Raw genomic sequence first — 19,952 nt, forward strand, 5'->3', positions numbered from 1 at the left:
TTGCAGATAATAATGTGAAAGACTGGAAAGGAGGCATAATTGTGGCGGTAGTTTTTGGCATCCTTGGAATATTATGCCTCATTTATTACGGCGTGATCGTGATCTACTCCGGCGCGGGAACTTCGTTCTCGGCGATCTGGATCATACTGGCGCTGGGATTTTTTGCCGCGGCCGCGGTGATGAAGTTTTACCCGAGATTCCGCGACAAGATTCCGGTGCAGCTGGAAGTGGCGGTGATCACGTTTTTTTCAGCCATCGCCTTTATTTTTGTCGTGGTGGAACTCATGATGGGTTTCAGCGCTATCTCCTTCCAGAAGGAGAGTGTGAACTACGTGATCGTCCTCGGCGCCCAGGTGCGCGGAAACAAGATCAGCCGCACCCTGGAGCGGCGCCTGGATAAGGCGGTGGAGTACGCGGCCTATCATCCGAACACGGTGTTCGTTCTTTCCGGCGGACAGGGCGATGATGAGGATGTGACAGAGGCATCCGCTATGTACCGATATATGAAGAGCCGTGGGGTGCCGGATTACCAGCTCCTCTTAGAGGAATCGTCCCGCAGCACTTACGAAAATATGGTATACAGTAAGATTCTGATTACGGAAAGAGAACGTCTCCGCCGGGCAACGCTGCGCGCGGCCATGGCGGAATACGGTTACCTTCTTCCGCCGGATGAGGAAATCACGATCCGCGTGGGCATCCTCACCAGCAATTTCCACGAACTCCGGGCAAAAGGAATCGCAAGACACGTCGGAATCCCGAATGTCAGCGGAATTTCCGCGAAGTCGGATCCGGTGCTTTTTGCACATTTTTGTGTCAGAGAGTGTTTTGCGATATTAAAAGATAAATTTGTGGGAAATATGTAAATAAGGGCATCAAGGTCAGGAATCCGACGCAAGCTTGCCTGCAGGAGAGGGCATGACCTTGAGACCCGCCAAAAACATGAGTAAGCAGCCATTTTTTCGCAGAAAAAATGAGCGGATTACGAATGTTTTTGAGGGTGCTATGTGCCGGTGGCACATGATCAGCACCGACCGGAGCGGAGCGCAGACGTGGAAGCACGAAGTGCGGAGCGATCCGGTTACAACTATAGCCTAAAGCACAACAGAAAGGACATTCAGATATGGAGAGCCAGATTGAATCAGTCAAAGCCCTTGACGCGTACCGGCTTCGGCAGGTAAAACATATCCCGGAACTGAATTCCGACGGTATGATCTTAGAGCATAAAAAAACAGGCGCAAATATATTCCTCATGAGCAACGAGGACAATAATAAAGTATTCTGCATCGGTTTCCGGACGCCGCCGTCAGACAGCACCGGCGTTCCGCATATCATCGAGCATACCGTGCTCTGCGGATCTGATAAATTCCCGGTGAAGGATCCATTTGTGGAGCTCGTCAAGGGATCCTTAAACACCTTCTTAAACGCCATGACTTACCCGGATAAGACCGTTTATCCGATCGCAAGCTGCAACGACACTGATTTCCAGAACCTCATGGACGTTTACATGGACGCGGTCTTCCACCCGAATATCGGAAAAGAGAAGAAAATCTTCATGCAGGAAGGCTGGCACTACGAGCTGGAAGAGCCGGAAGGCGAGATCACCTACAACGGCGTTGTATACAACGAGATGAAGGGCGTGTTCTCCTCCCCGGAGAGTGTCCTGGACAGCTATATCCATACGGCAATGTTCCCGGATACCTGCTACGGCGTGGAGTCCGGCGGAGATCCGGAAGACATTGTAAAGCTGACCTACGAGGATTACCTCGCGTTCTATCATAAATATTATCATCCGTCCAACAGCTATATCTACCTCTACGGCGATATGGACATGACGGAGAAATTAAGATGGCTGGATGAGGAGTACCTCGGAAAGTACGACAGAAAAGAGATCGATTCTGAGATCCAGATCCAGAAGAAATTCAAGGAACCCATCGAGAGGGAGATCTTCTACTCCGTATCCGAGTCCGAGAGCCTTGATCACGCGACCTACCTTTCCATCAATACCCAGGCGGGAAATGAACTCTCCCCGAAGGAGTACGTGGCATTCCAGATCCTGGAGTATGTGCTCTTAGATGCCCCAGGCGCGTCGCTTAAGAAAGCGCTTCTGGATGCCGGGATTGGCGATGACATCATGGGAGGCTACGAGTATGGGATCTTACAGCCGTATTTCTCCGTGATCGCGAAGAACGCGGAGAGAGAGCAGAAGGACGAGTTCGTAAAGATCGTAAAGGCGGAGTTAAAGAAGCTCGCGGACGGCGGCATCGACAAAAAGTGCCTGAAAGCCGGAATCAACAACTATGAATTCCAGTACCGCGAGGCGGATTATGGCTCCACGCCGAAGGGACTCATGTACGGTCTCCAGTGCCTGGACAGCTGGCTCTATGGCGGCGATCCGATGATGCACTTAGAGTATGAGGACACCTTCGCGGCGTTGAAGAAAGGCGCGGACAGCGGATATTTTGAGGGACTGATCAGGACATACCTTCTCGACAACCCGTACGAGGCTGTTGTGATCGCGAGCCCGAAGAAGAACCTCACCGCACGGATCGAGGAGCAGACGGCGAAAAAGTTAAAAGAATATAAGGACAGTCTCTCTAAAGAGGAGATCGAGACTCTGGTACGCCAGACGAAGGAATTAAAGGAATACCAGGATACCCCGTCACCGAAGGAAGATCTCGAGAAGATCCCGATGCTCACGAGAGAGGAGATCGGAAGGGAACCGGCGAAGCTGATCTTCGAGGAGACGAATCTGGATGGCATCACAGTGGTCCGCCACAACATGTTCACGTCAGGGATCGGTTATCTGAAGGTCCTCTTCAACACGGACCGGATTCCGATGGAGGACCTGCCGTATCTCGGACTCTTAAAATCTGTCCTTGGATATGTGGATACGAAAAATTACAGCTACAGCGATTTAAGCAGCGAGATCTTTTTAAACAGCGGTGGAATTTCCTTCTCCGTGACATCTTACCCGGATCTCACAAAGGCAGGAAGCTTCACAGGCGTCTTTGTCTGCAGCGCGAGAGTGCTCTACGAGAAGCTTGACTTCGGCTTCGAGATCCTGGAGGAGATCCTTAACCGCTCTGTTCTCGATGATGAGAAGCGGTTAAACGAGATCCTAAGCGAGGGAAAATCAAAGTCCCAGATGAAACTCATGGGATCCGGCCACACGGCGGCAGTCGCGAGAGCCACATCCTACTTCTCTGACACCTCCTACTATAACGATATGACAGGCGGGATTGGATACTTTAAGTTCCTGGAGGACTGTGCGAAGAACTTTGACGAGAAGAAGAGCGAGATCATCGCAGGTCTGAAGCGTGTGATGGAAGCTCTTTTTACAAGGGAGAACATGACCGTCAGCTACACGGCGGACGACGAGGGATTCTCTTACCTCGGGAATGCTATGAAGAAGCTCTCTGAGAAGCTTCCGGCGGGCAGCGGAAAAATCTATCCGTTTACGGCACCGAAGGAGAATTTAAACGAGGGATTTACTTCCTCCTCAAAGGTCAACTATGTGGCACACTGTGGAACCTTCGCGGGAAGCGGATATTCCTACACAGGCGCGCTTCGGATCCTGAAGGTGATGCTGAGCTACGATTACCTCTGGATCAACATCCGCGTGAAGGGCGGCGCTTACGGCTGTATGAGCGGCATTGGACGTTCCGGCGAGGGATATTTTGTCTCTTATCGCGATCCGGAAGTGAAGAAGAGCGATGATATCTATCTCGGCATTCCGGCTTATCTGGAGAACTTCGAGGCGGATGAGCGCACCATGACAAAATATGTCATCGGAACCATCAGCGATATCGACACACCGCTGACCTCGTCCTTACAGGGAAGCCGCGGACTCTCCGCATGGTATTCCGGAGTGACGGACGAGATGCTGAAGAAGGAGCGCGAGGAGATCTTAAACGCGACTGTGGAAGACATCCGCGCCCTTGCACCGATCACGAAGGCGATCCTTGAGACTGGCGCGGTATGCGTGGTCGGAAATGAGGATAAGATCAAGGCAGACAGCGAGATATTTAAGGAGATCAAGCCGCTGTTTGCATAATACCAAGGGAAAAAAGGCCGGAACTTCGACGCAGGCTTGCCTGCAGGAGAAGTTTTGACCTTTTGGCCCGCCAAAAGCATGAGTAAGTAGCCATTTTTCGAAGAAAAATGAGCGGATTACGAATGCTTTTGAAGGTTGCGGGAGCACGCAGTGCGGAGCAACCTGGTATGAGAGAGATTACCAATGCTTTTGAAGGTGCTATGTGCCGGTGGCACATGTCCAGCACCGACCGGAGCGAAGCGTAGATGCGGGAGCAATTCGGTATGGGAGAGATACATATAAAAGAATTAAGGAGATTTCATGAAAAAGGGATATAAATCTGGTTTTGTGACATTGATCGGACGCCCGAACGTTGGTAAGTCCACGCTGATGAACCACCTGATCGGACAGAAGATCGCGATCACATCGGAAAAACCGCAGACCACGAGAAACAGGATCCAGACCGTGTATACAGATGAGCACGGTCAGATCATCTTCCTGGACACACCTGGTATCCACAAGGCAAAAAACAAGCTTGGTGAGTACATGGTGAATGTAGCGGAGCACACACTCCGCGAGGTGGATGTGATCTTATGGCTCGTGGAGCCGGGAACCTACATCGGTTCCGGCGAGCAGCATATCTTAAAGGTGCTGCAGACCGTAAAGACGCCGGTGATCCTCGTCATCAACAAAATCGATACGGTGAAGAAAGAGGATATCTTAAAGACTATCGAGACTTATAAGGACGCGTACCACTTTAAAGAGGTGATCCCGGTATCCGCGATGAAGAAGACAAACACGGATACCCTGATCCACACGATCTTCCAGTATCTGCCGGAGGGACCGCAGTATTACGATGAGGACACCGTCACAGACCAGCCGATGCGCCAGATCGCCGCGGAGCTGATCCGCGAGAAGGCACTCCGCATGATGTCTGACGAGATCCCCCACGGAATCGCAGTCACCATCGAGCGCATGACAGAGCGCGATAATGGCATGTTTGATATCGACGCGACGATCATCTGCGAGAGAGAGTCCCACAAGGGAATCGTCATCGGAAAGGGCGGTCAGATGTTAAAGCGTATCGGAACCTCCGCAAGAATCGAGATCGAGAACCTTATGGACACGAAGGTCAACTTAAAGCTCTGGGTCAAGGTCCGCAAGGAGTGGAGAGATTCTGAGCTCTACATGAAGAACTACGGTTATAATTCGAAAGACATTTAAGATATGAGAGAACAGGTGATTCTGACCGGGATGGTCATCAAATCCGCCCCGGCGGGCGAATACGACAGAAGACTTGTGATCCTGACCTGTGAACGGGGAAAGATCACGGCTTTCGCCAGAGGCGCAAGAAGACCGGGAAGCACGCTGATGGCGGCATCCGCGCCTTTTGTATTCGGCACGTTTGCCCTCTATGAGGGCCGGGATGCCTACTCTCTCGTCTCTGTGGATGTACAGAACTACTTCCGGGAGATCACGGAGGATATGGAGGCGGCGTGTTACGGCTCCTATTTTCTGGAGTTTGCGGACTACTACGGGAGAGAAAATCTGGAGGCAGTGGAGACCTTAAAGCTTCTCTATCAGTCCCTCAGGGCGCTCTTGAAAAGCGCGATCCCCAATCGCCTTGTGCGGGCAGTCTTTGAACTGAAACTCATGGAGATCAACGGTGAGTATATGGAAAAGCCTCTGGGAAGACTGGAAGATTCCACGATCTATACCTGGGAGTATGTCCTTGCGTCGCCGGTGGAAAAGCTCTATACCTTTACGGTCACAGAGAAAGTTCTGGAAGAATTTACGAAGTGCGTAGCGGAAAATAAGCGGCGATTCGTAGATAAAACCTTCCATTCACTTGACATTTTGGATGTTCTTGTATATAAATAGGGTAATCCTTAAAAATAGCGGACATCTGTGCGGCTTATTCGTACAGTCGGAGATACCGGAATATCCGTGCGTAACGATGAAGGTACTGGAGCGTTACGGATTTTTAGGGATAAGGAGGAATTCATGAAAAAAGGACAGACGGCAGCAGCCATTCTCCTTCTTTCGCTTGCCTTAAACGGCTGCGGCGGAGGAAACGGAACGACCGCATTTGCCCCGACGGAGACCAGCCTTTATGTCACAAAGGAAGGAACCGTTACCAGCGCAGATGTGGAGACTTACGAGAATGATTACTACAGTGCTGATGAATTAAAAGCTTACGCAGAAGAAATGCTGGGCGTGTTTGAGAGTGGAAATCAGTCCGGAAGCAGCGAAAAAAAGGCTGAGATCGCGGAATGCACCGTGAAGGACGGAACCGCAAAGCTTCTCATCACATTTCCGGATGCGGAGGAATATCTTCGTTTCTCGGAGGAATATCCGGATACTGAGAGTGGGATCCGGATTGAGAGCCTGGATGTCGTTTCCGTTCCGGATGGGGTGGAAAAGGGCTATATCGTCGGATCCACGTTCTACAAGGCGGGAGACGAGAATACCGAGGTCTCCGCTGTGGATATAACAAAACAGAAAAAGCTCTATGTGGTATGTGTGAAGGGCAGCGCAAAGATCCAGACAGACGGACAGGTCCGGTATGTGTCTGAGGGTGTGACCCTTAACGGAAGTATGGCCGAGACACCGGAAGGTGAGACGTCCTATATTATATTTAAATAGTGAAAAACTGTTCAGCTGGTCTGCGCGTTTTCCTGCGCCGGCCGTAAGAAAACACTGTTTGAAGGGCTGGACAGTTACAATAGAAGAATTACTCTGCCGCGCAGACCAGCACGGACAGAAAGAGATCAAGAGGAGAGTCACAATGGAAAAGACAATGGAAAAAATTGTAGCACTTGCGAAATCCAGAGGCTTTGTATATCCGGGTTCCGAGATTTACGGAGGTCTTGCAAACACATGGGATTACGGCAATCTGGGCGTAGAGCTTAAGAATAACGTAAAGCGCGCATGGTGGAAGAAATTCATTCAAGAGAATCCGTACAATGTAGGTGTTGACTGCGCGATCTTAATGAACTCCCAGACATGGGTAGCATCCGGACATATCGGCGGTTTCTCCGATCCGTTAATGGACTGTAAGGCATGTAAAGAGCGCTTCCGTGCCGACAAGCTCATCGAGGACTACATGGCAGAGAAAGGCGTTGAGCCGGAGACTCCGATCGACGGCTGGAGCCAGGAGCAGATGAAGAAGTACATCGATGATAACCAGATCCCGTGCCCGAGCTGCGGAAAGCATGACTTTACTGATATCCGTCAGTTCAACTTAATGTTCAAGACATTCCAGGGTGTTACTGAGGACGCAAAGAACACGGTTTACTTAAGACCGGAGACAGCACAGGGTATCTTCGTAAACTTCAAGAACGTACAGAGAACCTCCAGAAAGAAAGTTCCGTTCGGTATCGGACAGATCGGTAAGTCCTTCCGTAACGAGATCACACCGGGTAACTTCACATTCCGTACCAGAGAGTTCGAGCAGATGGAGTTAGAGTTCTTCTGCAAACCGGGCACAGACCTCGACTGGTTCGCATACTGGAAACAGTACTGCATCAAGTGGCTGCAGGATCTCGGCATCAAGCCGGACGAGATGCGCGCCCGCGACCATTCTCCGGAAGAGCTTTGCTTCTACAGTAAGGCAACCACAGACCTTGAGTTCTTATTCCCGTTCGGCTGGGGCGAGCTCTGGGGAATCGCGGACAGAACCGACTATGACCTGACGCAGCATCAGAATGTATCCGGTCAGGATATGTCTTACTTTGATGATGAAGTAAATGAAAAATACATTCCGTATGTAATCGAGCCGTCTCTCGGCGCAGACCGTGTGACACTTGCATTCCTCTGCTCCGCATACGACGAGGAAGAGTTAGAGGGCGGCGATGTCCGCACCGTTATGCACTTCCATCCGGCGATCGCACCGGTGAAGGTTGGTATCCTTCCGTTATCCAAGAAGTTAAACGAGGGTGCAGAGAAGGTATATGCAGAGCTTTCCAAGTACTATAACTGTGAGTTCGATGACAGAGGAAATATCGGTAAACGTTATAGAAGACAGGATGAGATCGGTACGCCATTCTGCGTAACCTATGACTTTGATTCTGAGACAGACGGAGCTGTAACCGTTCGTGACAGAGATACCATGGAGCAGGTTCGTATCCCGATCGCAGAGTTAAAGAGCTATTTTGAGGAAAAATTAAGCTTCTAATTACTGGAAAAATCAGTGATTAGGACAGGATGAGGCGGCTGGATCTTATGTCAGACCGCCTCTTTCTTCTATAAAATAGAAAAATGCGATAGTTTGAGTATGAAACTGTCCGTGCAGGAAAGACATAAAGGAAAGAAAAACAAGATGGAAAAGAAGAGAATCATCCTGGCATCCGGTTCCCCGAGACGGAAAGAACTGCTTCTGCAGATCGGAATCGTCCCGGAGATCATCGTGAGCCACGTGGAGGAGAAGATCACATCGGATGAGCCCTCGGGGGTAGTTATGAGCCTTGCGGAGCAGAAAGCCGTTGATGTTGCGGAAGATATGCCGGAAGGCGCGGTAGTCTTAGGATCTGATACGGTCGTTGCGGCAGATGGAAAGATCCTCGGAAAACCGAAGAGCCATGAAGAGGCATATGAGATGATAAAAAGACTCGCGGGACGCAGCCATCAGGTCTATACGGGCGTGTGCATCGTGAAAAAAGGAACTGCGGGAGAGAAAGATACCGTTGTTTCCTTCTACGATGAGACGGACGTGAACGTGTCCACGATGACAGAGGCGGAGATCCGTGAGTACGCGGATTCCGAGGAGCCCATGGACAAGGCGGGATCTTATGCGGTCCAGGGATTTTTTGCGAGATATATTGAGGGATTAAAGGGATCCTACGCGAACGTGATGGGACTTCCGGTGCATTTAGTGTACCAGAAATTGAAAGAACTTGGCGCTGTGTAGAAGTGGAGACAGAAATATGGGAAAATGGAACCGATGGGGACGGACGCTTAGCGTAGTCGTCCTCGCGGCAGCAGTCGTCTGCGGATGCGGCGTGAAGGAAACGCTGCTTTCCGGCAGAAAAAGTGAAAGAGAGTATGGGAAATCCGAAACCATGGTGATCGTCACCACGGAGCGGCTCCGTTATGAAGAATTATATACAGACAAGATCTGGGATACGGTGGTGGACGAGTCTGGAACTACCTTCGAGGAGACATTGCTGTCCCAGATCCATGATTTCTTAAAGGAATTAAAGACCATGAGCCGCATGGCGGACGAGGAAAAAGTCACGCTCTCCGGAAAAGAGCGGGAACTGGCAAAACAGGCAGCGGCTCAGTACATGAAAGAACTGAAAAACGCCGGGGAGAGTTCCGAAATCGACAAAGATGTGGTAGAATCTTTATATGAAGACTACTGGAAGACCGAAAAACTGGTGGAGACGCTGACGGGCAGCGTCAACCTGGAAGTCAGCGACAGCGAGGCGAAGGTCATCACCGTGGATGAGATCGTGCTCTCCGATAAGGACCAGGCGGATGAGGCGTTAAAGAAAGTCCAGATGGAAGGAACCGACTTTATGACCGTTGCAAAGGAGGTTTCTGAGGATCAGGAGATCGAGAAGAAGATCTCCAGAGGCTTGAGACCGGAGGCTTACGAAAAGGCTGCTTACGCCCTGGCCACAGGGGAGATCAGCGATGTGATCGAGGCGGATGGAAAATATTATATCCTGCGCTGCGTCAACGACTACGATGAAGCTGCCACAAAGGCCCGGAAGGAAGAGATGGTCCGGGAGAAGAGGAATGAGGTGTTTTACGAGACCTACTCGGAGTACGCGGCGAAGGTCCATCTCGCGAAGGATGACAGCCTGTGGAAGAATCTCTCGATAACAGATGGAGAGAGGACATCGGCGGACTTTTTCGAGATATTTGAAACAGTATGTAAAGGTACAGACAGTTAACAGCTTAAAAATATTCACCAGGTCCGCACAGCTGTAATGACATAAGAGTATATTTTAAGTTACTGTACACGGGTAGGAATTTTCTGAACTGAAAATTCCGTACAATACAGTGGTGGTAGTGGATTTTGCCGATTCGGAATGCGAAGCATCGGCAAAATCAGTTACTGTTTGCGCAAAGCGTGAACAGTAACTATTTTAAGCAGGACAGATATGGAACAGGTAAAAAGTTCCAGACATAATCAGGGAAACAACATGCGGAGGTAAATAATGGTTGCATTAAAGATCGAAGAGCAGAAAGCGTTTACGGCAGGGCTTTTCATCGGGGAGATCTTTGATAAATTTCTGGTGCGGGAAGCGGAGATCGTGACCTACAACCAGTTCACGATCGACGGAAAGGTCCGTCAGGGCTATTTTTCCGAAGAGGAACTGGAAGAAAACAGGATCGAAGAGTACTCTTCATGGAAGACCTTAAAGCCGGTCTGCTACTCCTTAATAAAAGGAAAACGGCTTCCGGAGAGCTTCCGCATTGTATTTCAGATGCCCCCATCCGCCAGAGACCGGTTCGTTGCCGGAAAAATCCCGGGAATCTATCCGGATCAGGTCGGCGGGCTTTACATCAATATCCAGTATGAGAACCACGAGATGATCTGCGTTACAGGGACGTCCATGAAGCAGTTTACCTTGGACAGGACGTTAGAGAACGAGTGGGATGAGAATGTAAAGAAGTTCTTAAAAAAGAACGGGGTAGTCTTCAGTTAGGCAGCCGGTTCCTGCGGGTAGCAGGGAACGGGATGAGAAACTTGGGGAAAGGGGTTACTTATCATGAAAAAATTTGCAGAGCTTCAGTATGTCCGTCCGGACATGGAAAAAATCTTCGCGCGCGTATCGGGGGATATCGCAGTGTTGAAGGAAGCAAAGAACTACGAGGAATTTCGGAATGCCTATATGGATTATGTGGAAGCCGACACAGAGCTTGAGACATCAAAGACTGTCGCCCATATCCGGAATACGATCAATCTTTTAGATGAATTCTATGAGGCGGAGATGGTATATTTCAACAGCCAGATGCCGAAATATGAAATCCTGAAAAAAGAGATGGGCGAGGTGATCGTGGCATCTCCGTTTAAGGCTGAGATGGAAAAAGAATTCGGCACGATCCTGATCCAGAATATGGAGGCCCAGAAACAGCTTTCTGACGAATCTATCGTGGATGATCAGGTGAAAGAGGCGGAGCTTGTCAGCCGCTTTATGAAAACGCAGGCAGCTGCTACCGTGGAATTTAAGGGAGAGCAGATCGGAAACTACGGACTCTTAAAGATCATGCAGAGCACAGACCGTGCGGAGAGAAAAGAGGCGTTTGAGGCATGGGCAAAGCTCTATGAGGGAATTGCACCGACGTTAGAGGAGGTTTATGACGGTCTTGTAAAGGTCCGTGCCGGTATGGCAAAGAAGCTTGGATTTAAGAGCTTTATTCCGATGGGATATCTGCGCCGCCGTCGTTTTGACTATACGGAAAAGGAGCTGGAGGTATTCCGGAAACAGGTCCGCGAGGTCGTGGTTCCGGCAGCGGCAAAGCTGTACGAGCGTCAGAAGGAAGCTCTTGGGATCGATACACTCTATTATTATGACGAATCCATCGCTTCTCCGTCCGGAAATCCGGTTCCGATCGGAGATAAGGAATATCTTGTCGGCGAAGCCCAGAAGATGTACCGTGAGCTTTCCAAGGAGAGCGGAGAGTTCTTTGATTTCATGATGGAGTACGAGCTTTTCGATCTGGACTCCAAGCACGGAAAACGCGCCGGCGGATACTGTACGACACTCCCGCAGTATCATGCACCGTTTATTTTTTCAAACTTTAACGGAACCGACGCAGATGTCAATGTTCTGACCCATGAGGCTGGTCACGCGTTTGCAGGATTTACAGCGGCAAAATACCAGAAGACCCCGGAATTATGTCATTCCACCAGTGAGATCAATGAGATCCATTCCATGAGCATGGAGCTCTGGACCTATCCGTGGATGGAGAATTTCTTTGGAGATAAGGCAGAGGAATACCGCAGAGAGCATCTGGCAGACGCTCTTATGAAGATCCCGTATATGCTCTGCGTAGACGAATATCAGCATAAGGTATTTGAAAATCCGGAAATGACCACAATGGAGCGGAGAGCAGTCTGGAGCGGTCTGGAGAAGATCTACATGCCCTGGAGAAATTATGCAGGAAATGAGTTCCTTGAGAGTGGAGCATTCTGGATCAAACAGCAGCATATCTTCCTGTATCCGTTCTACTATGTAGATTACGCGATGGCACAGATGGGCGCCTTTGAATTCTACACAAAGATGAAGGAAGACCGGAAGGCAGCCTGGGCAGATTACTATAAGCTCTGTGCGGCGGGCGGATCCATGGGATACTTCGATCTTCTGAAATACAGCGGACTTCACAAAGTGCTGGAGGATGGTTCTGTGAAGATTATCCTGAAGGGCGTGTTTGAGGAGTTAGGGCTGTAAGAGTACTGTGGGGAGAAAACAGAATTGTTTTCTTACGGTCAGCGCGGCAAGTGCGCAGACCTACTGAACAGTTACATGAAATCTAAAATGAGGCAGTGGGACATATTCTTTTTAGAGTAGTTCTGCTGCCTCTTTTATACACAGATAATGAGCCTAAATGCGTGTATACATGAGACATGGTATTTATTGAGCAAAGTTCGCTGTTTTTCGGAAACCTTCCAGAGAACGGAAAAAATTGTAACAATTACTCATTAGTTTTCAGAAAAAAGTAAGGAAAAAAAGGTCGAAATATGATACGATAGGGATATTAGGAATAAGTCTAAAAGGAGGAAAAATCATGGAGCAGATCAATATCCTGGTAGTGGATGATGAAAAAGAGATCGCGGACCTTGTAGAGATCTATCTGGTCAGCGATGGATATAAGGTATTTAAGGCAAATAACGCGAAAGAGGGGCTGGAGATCCTGGATCAGGAGGATATCCATCTGGTACTCTTAGACATCATGATGCCGGGAATGGACGGTCTTGAGATGTGCAGGAAGATCCGCGAGACCAACAACATTCCGATCATCATGCTGAGCGCAAAATCCACGGATCTCGATAAGATCCTGGGTCTGGGAACCGGCGCGGACGATTATGTGGTAAAGCCGTTCAACCCGCTGGAGCTCACGGCCCGCGTGAAATCCCAGCTCCGCCGCTACACCCAGTTAAACCCTAACAGCAGCACCGGAAAAGCGGCAAAGAACGAGATCTCGATCCGTGGCCTCTCCATCAATAAAGATAACCACAAGGTCGTTGTCTACGGAGAGGAGATCAAGCTGACGCCCATCGAGTTCGATATCCTGTACCTTCTGGCATCGAATCCCGGCCGGGTGTTCAGCACCGACGAGATCTTTGAGAAGGTATGGAACGAGAAAGTATACGAGGCAAACAACACCGTCATGGTACATATCCGGAGACTCCGCGGAAAAATGAAAGAGGACACGAGACAGGATAAGATCATCACAACGGTCTGGGGGGTAGGATACAAAATTGAAAAATGATTGGAGCAGAAGCTTTTACAGGCAGATCGCGGTGAACATCTGTTACAGTGCCCTGATCGCATGTCTGGTGGACGCGTTCCTCATCATGAATATGAACTTCCTTCTGGCGTACCTGGACCAGACCAGATACGCGAATCTGTTGATCCTGCAGATCTTTAAGATGGGTACGATCACCACGATCCTCTATGTGATCGTTGGAATCGGAATCTTTGCGCTGGCGTTTCTCATGATCGAGAAGAAAAATATGAAGTATATAGGGAAGATCGCGGTGGCGATCCAGAATATCTCCGAGGGCGACTTAAACACCCAGATCGAGGTGGTGGGGGACAACGAGTTCTCCGCCATGGCATCGAACCTGAACCGGATGGAAGCGGATATCCGGAAGCTCATGGATAAGGAACGAGAGTCGGAGCGGACGAAGAATGAGCTGATCACGAACGTGGCTCACGACTTAAGGACACCGTTGACTTCCATTATCGGTTATCTGGAACTCCTGTCTTCCGGACCGGCCATCAGCCTGGATATGCAGAAAAAGTATATCGATATCGCCTATGTGAAGGCAAAGCGTCTGGAAAAACTCATTGAGGACCTGTTCGGATTCACGAAGATGAATTACGGAAAGATATCCATGAATGTTGGAAAGGTGGATATCGTAAAGCTCTTAGGGCAGCTTTTGGAGGAATTTTATCCGAGCTTCGCGGACAAGGACCTGACCTATGAGCTCAAGAGCAATGTCCCGTCCCAGATCATCACGGCGGACGGAAACCTTCTGGCGAGACTTTTTGATAATCTGATCAACAACGCCATCAAGTACGGTGCCGAGGGAAAGAAGGTCCTGATCCAGGTATTCGCGAAAGACGATATCGTCACGGTGTCTGTCACGAACTATGGCTATGTGATCCCGGCGGAGGAACTGCCGTTGATCTTCAACAAGTTCTACCGGGTAGAGCAGTCGAGGTCCTCAAAGACAGGTGGAACGGGTCTCGGTCTTGCCATCGCGAAGAATATCGTGGACATGCACGGCGGAACGATCTCCGTGGCCAGCGACCTGAACGGAACGGTGTTCACGGTGAAGCTGAAGGTGGATTTTGATGTGAATAAAGAAAATTTTGGTATGATCCAGTAAAGAGAGATAACAGCTGTTCAGCAAAAACGCATATTTCCTGCTCTGACGGCAGAAAAGCGGCTGAGAATACTGAACAGGGATACCCGTTGATCAATGATAGGAAGAATGTATGAGAAATAAAAAGAAACAGCTGCTGTTTGGCTGTCTTGCGGCCCTGGTCCTGTCCGCGGGGGCATTCCCGGCCTTTGCCCAGGACCAGGACAGCTTCAGCACAAACATGGAGTCCGGCTCGCAGAATTCTGTGCCGGTGGCGGTGGACATCACGGCAGTTTACGGAAGAAATGCGAAGCCCGGAAGCTTTGTGCCCATAAAGGTCAGCATCTACGGCCAGACGGAGGCACCGTTTTCCGGCACACTTACTGTCTCTACTTTGGAGAGTGATAACGATGAAGGCACGGAGGAATACGAGTATTCGTACCAAGTAGAGGTGGGACCGGCGGAGACGAAGACGATGGAGTTCTATGTCCCCTTAGGACAGAAGAGCGGGACGATCCACCTGACATTAAAAGACGGGAAGAAGAAGACCATGGGGGAGACCTCCATGGATTTTGACGTTTCTAAGGACGAAAGCCGTCTGTTTGCAGGTGTCCTGGAGAACAAGTCAGGAAGTCTCTCATGGATTGACGGGATTGGGCTGAATTATGGAATGCTCACCACACGGGTCGTTGAGATCCCAGGGGAAGACTTCCCGGAAGATTCCCGGGGATTTTCCATGTTTAATGTGCTCCTCATAAACGGATATGACTGCCGGACACTGAACGATGTCCAGAAAGAAGCCGTCCTCACATGGGTGGAAAATGGCGGAACACTGCTTATCGGAACGGGAAGAGACAGGGATAAGACCCTGGATATCCTGGGAGAGGCAGAGCCGAAGGTCAGCTTAAGGGATCCGGAGGTTCTCTTGGTCGGCATGGGAACGGAATACACGAAAAACAGTCCTGAGGACTCGGAAGTCCGCGTGACCTACACGGAACCTGTGATCTCCGGGGCCAAAGAGCGGATGGTGACGGATGGAACGCCGCTTCTTAAGACCATGAAGTACGGAAAGGGGACCATCGGTGTCTACGGGGTAAGCCTGTCCGATCTCTCCGGCTTTGCGAAAAAGAACCCGTCCTTCGCGTCATATTTTCTCGGTGAGATCTTTAACGAGGATGAACTGAATACGATCTATTATTATTCCCAGGGCGGCGATGCTGATTACTGGAACGCCTACAATCTCGTCAGCGGGGGAAATGGGGAGCGGATCCCCAATCTCGCAATCTACGGGATCAGCGTTGCGGGATATCTGGTGATCGTGGGACCCGGGCTGTATCTTCTTTTAAAGAAGCGTGGGATCAACCGGTACTACGGGACTGCAGTGTTTATTTTTTCCGCGGCCTCCTGTGTCGTGATCTGGGGCATGGGATTTAAGACGAGATTCACCAGTGAATTCTGCACGACAGCGACGATCCTGGACGCATCCGGGGACAGCGCGGGGGAGATGACCTTCTTAAACGTCCGGACTCCGGACAGCAGCGGATTTACCGTGGATCTTCCGACGGATTACAGGGTCACACCCCTTACGAGGAGCGCCCGCTACGACATGAACCAGCTGGAAGACTACCCGAAAAAGCGCCAGGCATCCATCGGGATCCGGAAAGAGGCAGACCAGACCGTGCTTTGGAGTCGGAAGTCCAAGGCCTTCGATTCCAGATTTTTCCTTTTGGAGCGGCAGAAAGACCTGAGGGCTGGAAATGTGGAGGCGGACTTTACTGTGTCGGATGGGATGATCACGGGGTATGTGGAGAACAGGCTTCCTGTGACGCTTGAGAACGCGGCAGTCTATCTCTATGGCCAGGTGCTGATCATTGGAAACATGGAACCAGGACAGCGTCTGGAATTTGACCGGGAACCGCTAAAGGTATGGCCGTTGGGCATGACATGGATGCTTTCGGACACCCTGACCGGAACTCCGGATCGTCAGGAAGACTCCGATGAGGAGTACATTAAAAATGTCCAGAAATCCAACCTCAGCGGATACTTTACGGATCGTTACTACTCGTCCTACAATGGCGAGGTGCGCTTCGGCGCGTTCCTCCCGGAAGGTTATGAGGGAAACGACGATCTCTTCGGAAAAAACTGGGACGGAAGGACCTTCTACACCCAGAAGATCGACTGCGCCATGGGAACAGATGGCGAGGTCTACCGCTGCGGTCAGATCCGGGAACCATCCGTGACCTCCGGTATAGGGGCAAATTATGGAAATTCCATGATCCTCTACGGGACAGACCCGGTGGTGGTGGAATATGACCCGGGAACGGACATTGTGATCGAGAAATTCTCATTTCTTCCGGTGTCCGACGACTTTTTCCAGGGCAACCAGAATTCCTATATCCGCCCATTCTCCGGGGAGACGAGTTTTTACAACGAAAAGACAGGAAGCTATGACCCGGTGGATATCCGGAAACAGGATTTCTCAAGGGAAGAGCTGGCAGATTATATCGCTGCCGACGGAAAGATCACGGTCCGCTACACAGCCGGAAGCGATGCGGAAACCGGAGTGAGCCAGACACTTCCACTCCTGATGGTGACGGGGAGGGAAAACTGATGTTGAAGATACAGGGACTGAAAAAAAAATTTGGAAATTTTGAGGCTCTCTCCGGGCTTGATATGAAAGTGGAGGAGGGGGCGCTCTATGGCTTTGTCGGACCGAACGGAGCCGGAAAGACCACGGCGATCCGCATTATCACGGGACTCCTGAAAGCAGATGAGGGAACCGTCATGATCGGCGGAAAGGACGCGTTCCTTTACAGGGAGCAGGTAAAAAGTGAGTTCGGCTATGTGCCGGATGAATTCGGACTTTACGACAACTTAAAAGTCTGGGAATACATGGACTTTTTCGCCTCCTGCTACGGACTCTCCGGCCTTGTGGCGAGAGAGAGGTGCACAAAGCTTCTGGAACAGGTAAAACTCGCGGGAAAAGAGGAATTCTTTGTGGACAGCCTGTCCAGGGGAATGAAACAGAGACTCTGCCTGGCGCGGGCCATGATCCACGATCCGAAGCTCCTTGTTTTAGACGAGCCCACATCCGGCATGGATCCGAGAGCCAGGATCGAGTTTAAGGAGCTTTTAAAGGAACTCTGCGCAGAGGGAAAAACCATCGTGGTCAGCTCCCACATCCTCTCAGAGCTGGCCCAGATGTGTACGGATATCGGGATCATCGATGCCGGAAAGGTCGTCCTATCGGGAAACATGGGGGAGATCTTAAAGAAGGTGAATGACTCTAACCCGATCCGGATCCAGGTTGTGGAGAATGTCTGGGAAGCGGTGAAGTTTCTCCGAACGGAGCCGGAGGTCCAGACCATCACGGTGGAGGGAAACGATATCGTCGTGGGATTCCACGGCGGAAAAGACGCTGAGGCGATGCTGCTTGCAAAACTTGTGGCCCACAATATTGGAATCTGCGGATTCTGGAGAGAGCCTGGTGACCTTGAGAGCATCTTCATGCAGATCACGGATCATGATATGGAAAAGGTGGTGATGACGAGTGAAGAATAATCCGGTCTATAAGAGGGAAATGCTGGTACGTTCGAGAAGCTTCCGGATTCCGTTCATCATCATGATCTTCAACGGGATCCTGGCTGTGGTGGCACTCTTAAACATGTACCAGAGCATCGCCCAGGTGAAGGTCAGCGGCTCGGTGCGCTATGAAAATTTTCTCCAGCTCTACGCCTTTGTGGCAGCGCTGGAATTTATGCTTCTGATGTTTATCATGCCTGCTCTGACCTCCGCCAGCATCAGCGGGGAGCGGGAGCGGCACACATTGGAACTCATGTTTACCACGAAGATCCGTCCTGTGGAGATCGTTGTCGGGAAGCTCATGTCCGCGTTCTCCCAGCTTATGATCTTAGTGGTATCGAGTCTGCCGATCCTGATGCTGACCTTTATCTATGGAAGTATCAGCTCCGGGGATCTCATGATCCTTCTTGTGAGCTATGTGGTGGGGGCGCTGTACTGTGGAAGCCTCGGAATCTTCGCGTCCTCCCTCATGAAGCGGTCCACATTCTCCAATGTGATCACTTACGGGATCATGTTAGTTGTTGTCGTTGGAACATACATGCTGAATGTGTTCCTCCTCAAGATCTCCGAGACAGAGATCAGCACGATGGCGCTCAATTCCGGGGAGACGATCCCGAAGGCGAGCTCCGGAGCGTCGGTATACCTTCTTCTCCTGAATCCGGCAATCATGTTCGCGGAGCTTTTGGAGAATCAGGTGGCAGGTGGCGGCGGAAACTTTACGATCACACATTTCCTCGGTGACAACGGCGGAAATTTTATCACAAACCACTGGGTATTCTGCAGTCTGGTGATCCAGGCGGTGCTCTCTGTGCTTTTTACCTGGGGAGCGGTATTTTTCTTAAAGCCGGAGAGATCGAAAAAAACAGGTTCCTTTGGAAAGCCCACAGGAACAGGACGGAGGTCATAGACAATGTTTTATATCGGATGCCATCTTTCCTCGGCGAAGGGATTCCTTGCCATGGGAAAGGACGCGGAAAAGATCGGCGCGACGACGTTTCAGTTTTTTACAAGAAATCCCAGGGGCGGAAGCGCGAAGCCGTTAGACCATGAGGACATCGCAGCGTTCCTGAAACTAAAAGAGGAGCTGGGGCTGGGGACTCTGGTGGCCCATGCGCCATATACACTGAACGGCTGCTCAGCGGATGAAAAAATCCGGGATTTCGCGAAGCGGACCATGGCGGATGACCTGGAGCGCATGGAGGCGGTTCCCGGAAACCTCTACAATTTCCATCCGGGAAGCCATGTGAAGCAGGGTGTGGAGGTTGGAATCACCTATATCGCGGAGATGTTGAATGAGATCCTGAAGCCGGAGCTTCACACCACGGTGCTCCTGGAGACCATGGCGGGAAAGGGCAGCGAGGTCGGAAGAAGTTTTGAGGAGCTTCGGGAAATTCTTGACAGAGTTGAACTTTCTGATAAGATGGGTGTATGTATGGATACCTGTCATGTATGGGATGCCGGATATGACATCGTGAATGATCTCGACGGAGTGCTGGCGGAATTTGACCGTGTTGTGGGGCTTGAACGCCTGAAAGCGGTCCATTTAAATGACAGCATGAATGTCAGGGGAGCCAGAAAGGACCGCCATGCGCGGATCGGGGAAGGCGAGATTGGCGCGGAGGCGCTTGTGCGGGTGATCAACCATCCGGCTTTGAGGGATCTGCCATTCTGTCTGGAGACGCCGAACGAGCTTCCGGGATATGCGGCGGAGATCAGGTTCTTGAAAGATCATAGAATCGGATAATTTTCGGAAAAATCAGGACCGGCGGGTATAGGCGGCGAAAACCG

Annotated in this window: 16 protein-coding genes; all 16 read left to right on the forward strand. The window is 50.6% G+C overall.

The window, feature by feature from the left end:
• Positions 1–41 precede the first annotated feature (41 nt).
• The 16 genes from DW826_RS03345 to DW826_RS03425 all read left to right on the forward strand — a co-directional run bounded on the left by DW826_RS03345 (position 42) and on the right by DW826_RS03425 (position 19,908).
• Positions 42–863 (forward strand): YdcF family protein, encoded by an 822-nt coding sequence (locus DW826_RS03345; protein ID WP_242994033.1) that lies wholly within the window; start codon positions 42–44, stop codon positions 861–863.
• A 257-nt stretch (positions 864–1,120) separates the two neighbouring features.
• Complete coding sequence (locus DW826_RS03355; protein ID WP_181967977.1) at positions 1,121–4,054, forward strand: insulinase family protein; 2,934 nt, start codon at positions 1,121–1,123, stop codon at positions 4,052–4,054.
• 300 nt (positions 4,055–4,354) lie between these two features.
• Positions 4,355–5,257, forward strand: a complete 903-nt coding sequence (era, locus tag DW826_RS03360) for a GTPase Era (protein WP_015555002.1) — start codon at positions 4,355–4,357, stop codon at positions 5,255–5,257.
• A gap of 3 nt (positions 5,258–5,260) precedes the next feature.
• Positions 5,261–5,914 (forward strand): DNA repair protein RecO, encoded by a 654-nt coding sequence (gene recO / locus DW826_RS03365; RefSeq protein ID WP_015555001.1) that lies wholly within the window; start codon positions 5,261–5,263, stop codon positions 5,912–5,914.
• Between the two features lie 123 nt (positions 5,915–6,037).
• On the forward strand, positions 6,038–6,679 hold the full coding sequence (locus DW826_RS03370; protein WP_117552019.1) for a hypothetical protein: 642 nt from the start codon (positions 6,038–6,040) through the stop codon (positions 6,677–6,679).
• 142 nt (positions 6,680–6,821) lie between these two features.
• A complete protein-coding gene (locus DW826_RS03375; RefSeq protein ID WP_117503034.1) occupies positions 6,822–8,210 on the forward strand; it encodes a glycine--tRNA ligase in 1,389 nt (462 codons plus the stop codon).
• Between the two features lie 144 nt (positions 8,211–8,354).
• Entirely contained in the window at positions 8,355–8,942 is a 588-nt protein-coding gene (locus DW826_RS03380; protein WP_215703933.1) for a Maf family protein, read from the forward strand.
• A gap of 16 nt (positions 8,943–8,958) precedes the next feature.
• A complete protein-coding gene (locus DW826_RS03385; RefSeq protein WP_117552021.1) occupies positions 8,959–9,933 on the forward strand; it encodes a peptidylprolyl isomerase in 975 nt (324 codons plus the stop codon).
• A 267-nt stretch (positions 9,934–10,200) separates the two neighbouring features.
• A complete protein-coding gene (locus DW826_RS03390) occupies positions 10,201–10,692 on the forward strand; it encodes a DUF5721 family protein (RefSeq protein WP_015554996.1) in 492 nt (163 codons plus the stop codon).
• A 63-nt stretch (positions 10,693–10,755) separates the two neighbouring features.
• Positions 10,756–12,438 (forward strand): M3 family oligoendopeptidase, encoded by a 1,683-nt coding sequence (locus tag DW826_RS03395; RefSeq protein WP_117552022.1) that lies wholly within the window; start codon positions 10,756–10,758, stop codon positions 12,436–12,438.
• 337 nt (positions 12,439–12,775) lie between these two features.
• Positions 12,776–13,480: a response regulator transcription factor gene (locus DW826_RS03400; protein WP_117552023.1), complete on the forward strand. Its 705-nt coding sequence runs from the start codon at positions 12,776–12,778 to the stop codon at positions 13,478–13,480.
• Positions 13,470–14,606 (forward strand): HAMP domain-containing sensor histidine kinase, encoded by a 1,137-nt coding sequence (locus DW826_RS03405; protein WP_117470607.1) that lies wholly within the window; start codon positions 13,470–13,472, stop codon positions 14,604–14,606. The genes DW826_RS03400 and DW826_RS03405 overlap by 11 nt, the downstream gene beginning before the upstream one ends.
• A gap of 109 nt (positions 14,607–14,715) precedes the next feature.
• Positions 14,716–17,193, forward strand: a complete 2,478-nt coding sequence (locus DW826_RS03410; RefSeq protein ID WP_117552024.1) for a hypothetical protein — start codon at positions 14,716–14,718, stop codon at positions 17,191–17,193.
• On the forward strand, positions 17,193–18,143 hold the full coding sequence (locus DW826_RS03415; protein ID WP_117552025.1) for an ABC transporter ATP-binding protein: 951 nt from the start codon (positions 17,193–17,195) through the stop codon (positions 18,141–18,143). The genes DW826_RS03410 and DW826_RS03415 overlap by 1 nt, the downstream gene beginning before the upstream one ends.
• On the forward strand, positions 18,133–19,071 hold the full coding sequence (locus tag DW826_RS03420) for an ABC transporter permease (protein ID WP_117552026.1): 939 nt from the start codon (positions 18,133–18,135) through the stop codon (positions 19,069–19,071). Before DW826_RS03415 ends, DW826_RS03420 begins: the two co-directional genes overlap by 11 nt.
• Before the next feature lie 3 nt (positions 19,072–19,074).
• Positions 19,075–19,908, forward strand: coding sequence for a deoxyribonuclease IV (locus DW826_RS03425; RefSeq protein WP_117552027.1), 834 nt, complete (start codon positions 19,075–19,077; stop codon positions 19,906–19,908).
• Positions 19,909–19,952: the final 44 nt, after the last annotated feature.

This window comes from Clostridium sp. AM34-11AC, from assembly GCF_003435375.1.
GTDB classification, from domain to species: Bacteria; Bacillota; Clostridia; order Lachnospirales; family Lachnospiraceae; genus Pilosibacter; species Pilosibacter fragilis.

What these genes read in the sequence shown, in the direction of transcription:
- DW826_RS03415 (WP_117552025.1), top strand. Translation starts at nt 17,193, where the DNA reads ATGTTGAAGATACAGGGACTGAAAAAAAAATTTGGAAATTTTGAGGCT.
- era (WP_015555002.1), top strand. Translation starts at nt 4,355, where the DNA reads ATGAAAAAGGGATATAAATCTGGTTTTGTGACATTGATCGGACGCCCG.
- DW826_RS03425 (WP_117552027.1), top strand. Translation starts at nt 19,075, where the DNA reads ATGTTTTATATCGGATGCCATCTTTCCTCGGCGAAGGGATTCCTTGCC.
- DW826_RS03390 (WP_015554996.1), top strand. Translation starts at nt 10,201, where the DNA reads ATGGTTGCATTAAAGATCGAAGAGCAGAAAGCGTTTACGGCAGGGCTT.
- DW826_RS03355 (WP_181967977.1), top strand. Translation starts at nt 1,121, where the DNA reads ATGGAGAGCCAGATTGAATCAGTCAAAGCCCTTGACGCGTACCGGCTT.
- recO (WP_015555001.1), top strand. Translation starts at nt 5,261, where the DNA reads ATGAGAGAACAGGTGATTCTGACCGGGATGGTCATCAAATCCGCCCCG.
- DW826_RS03410 (WP_117552024.1), top strand. Translation starts at nt 14,716, where the DNA reads ATGAGAAATAAAAAGAAACAGCTGCTGTTTGGCTGTCTTGCGGCCCTG.
- DW826_RS03375 (WP_117503034.1), top strand. Translation starts at nt 6,822, where the DNA reads ATGGAAAAGACAATGGAAAAAATTGTAGCACTTGCGAAATCCAGAGGC.
- DW826_RS03395 (WP_117552022.1), top strand. Translation starts at nt 10,756, where the DNA reads ATGAAAAAATTTGCAGAGCTTCAGTATGTCCGTCCGGACATGGAAAAA.
- DW826_RS03385 (WP_117552021.1), top strand. Translation starts at nt 8,959, where the DNA reads ATGGGAAAATGGAACCGATGGGGACGGACGCTTAGCGTAGTCGTCCTC.
- DW826_RS03400 (WP_117552023.1), top strand. Translation starts at nt 12,776, where the DNA reads ATGGAGCAGATCAATATCCTGGTAGTGGATGATGAAAAAGAGATCGCG.
- DW826_RS03370 (WP_117552019.1), top strand. Translation starts at nt 6,038, where the DNA reads ATGAAAAAAGGACAGACGGCAGCAGCCATTCTCCTTCTTTCGCTTGCC.
- DW826_RS03380 (WP_215703933.1), top strand. Translation starts at nt 8,355, where the DNA reads ATGGAAAAGAAGAGAATCATCCTGGCATCCGGTTCCCCGAGACGGAAA.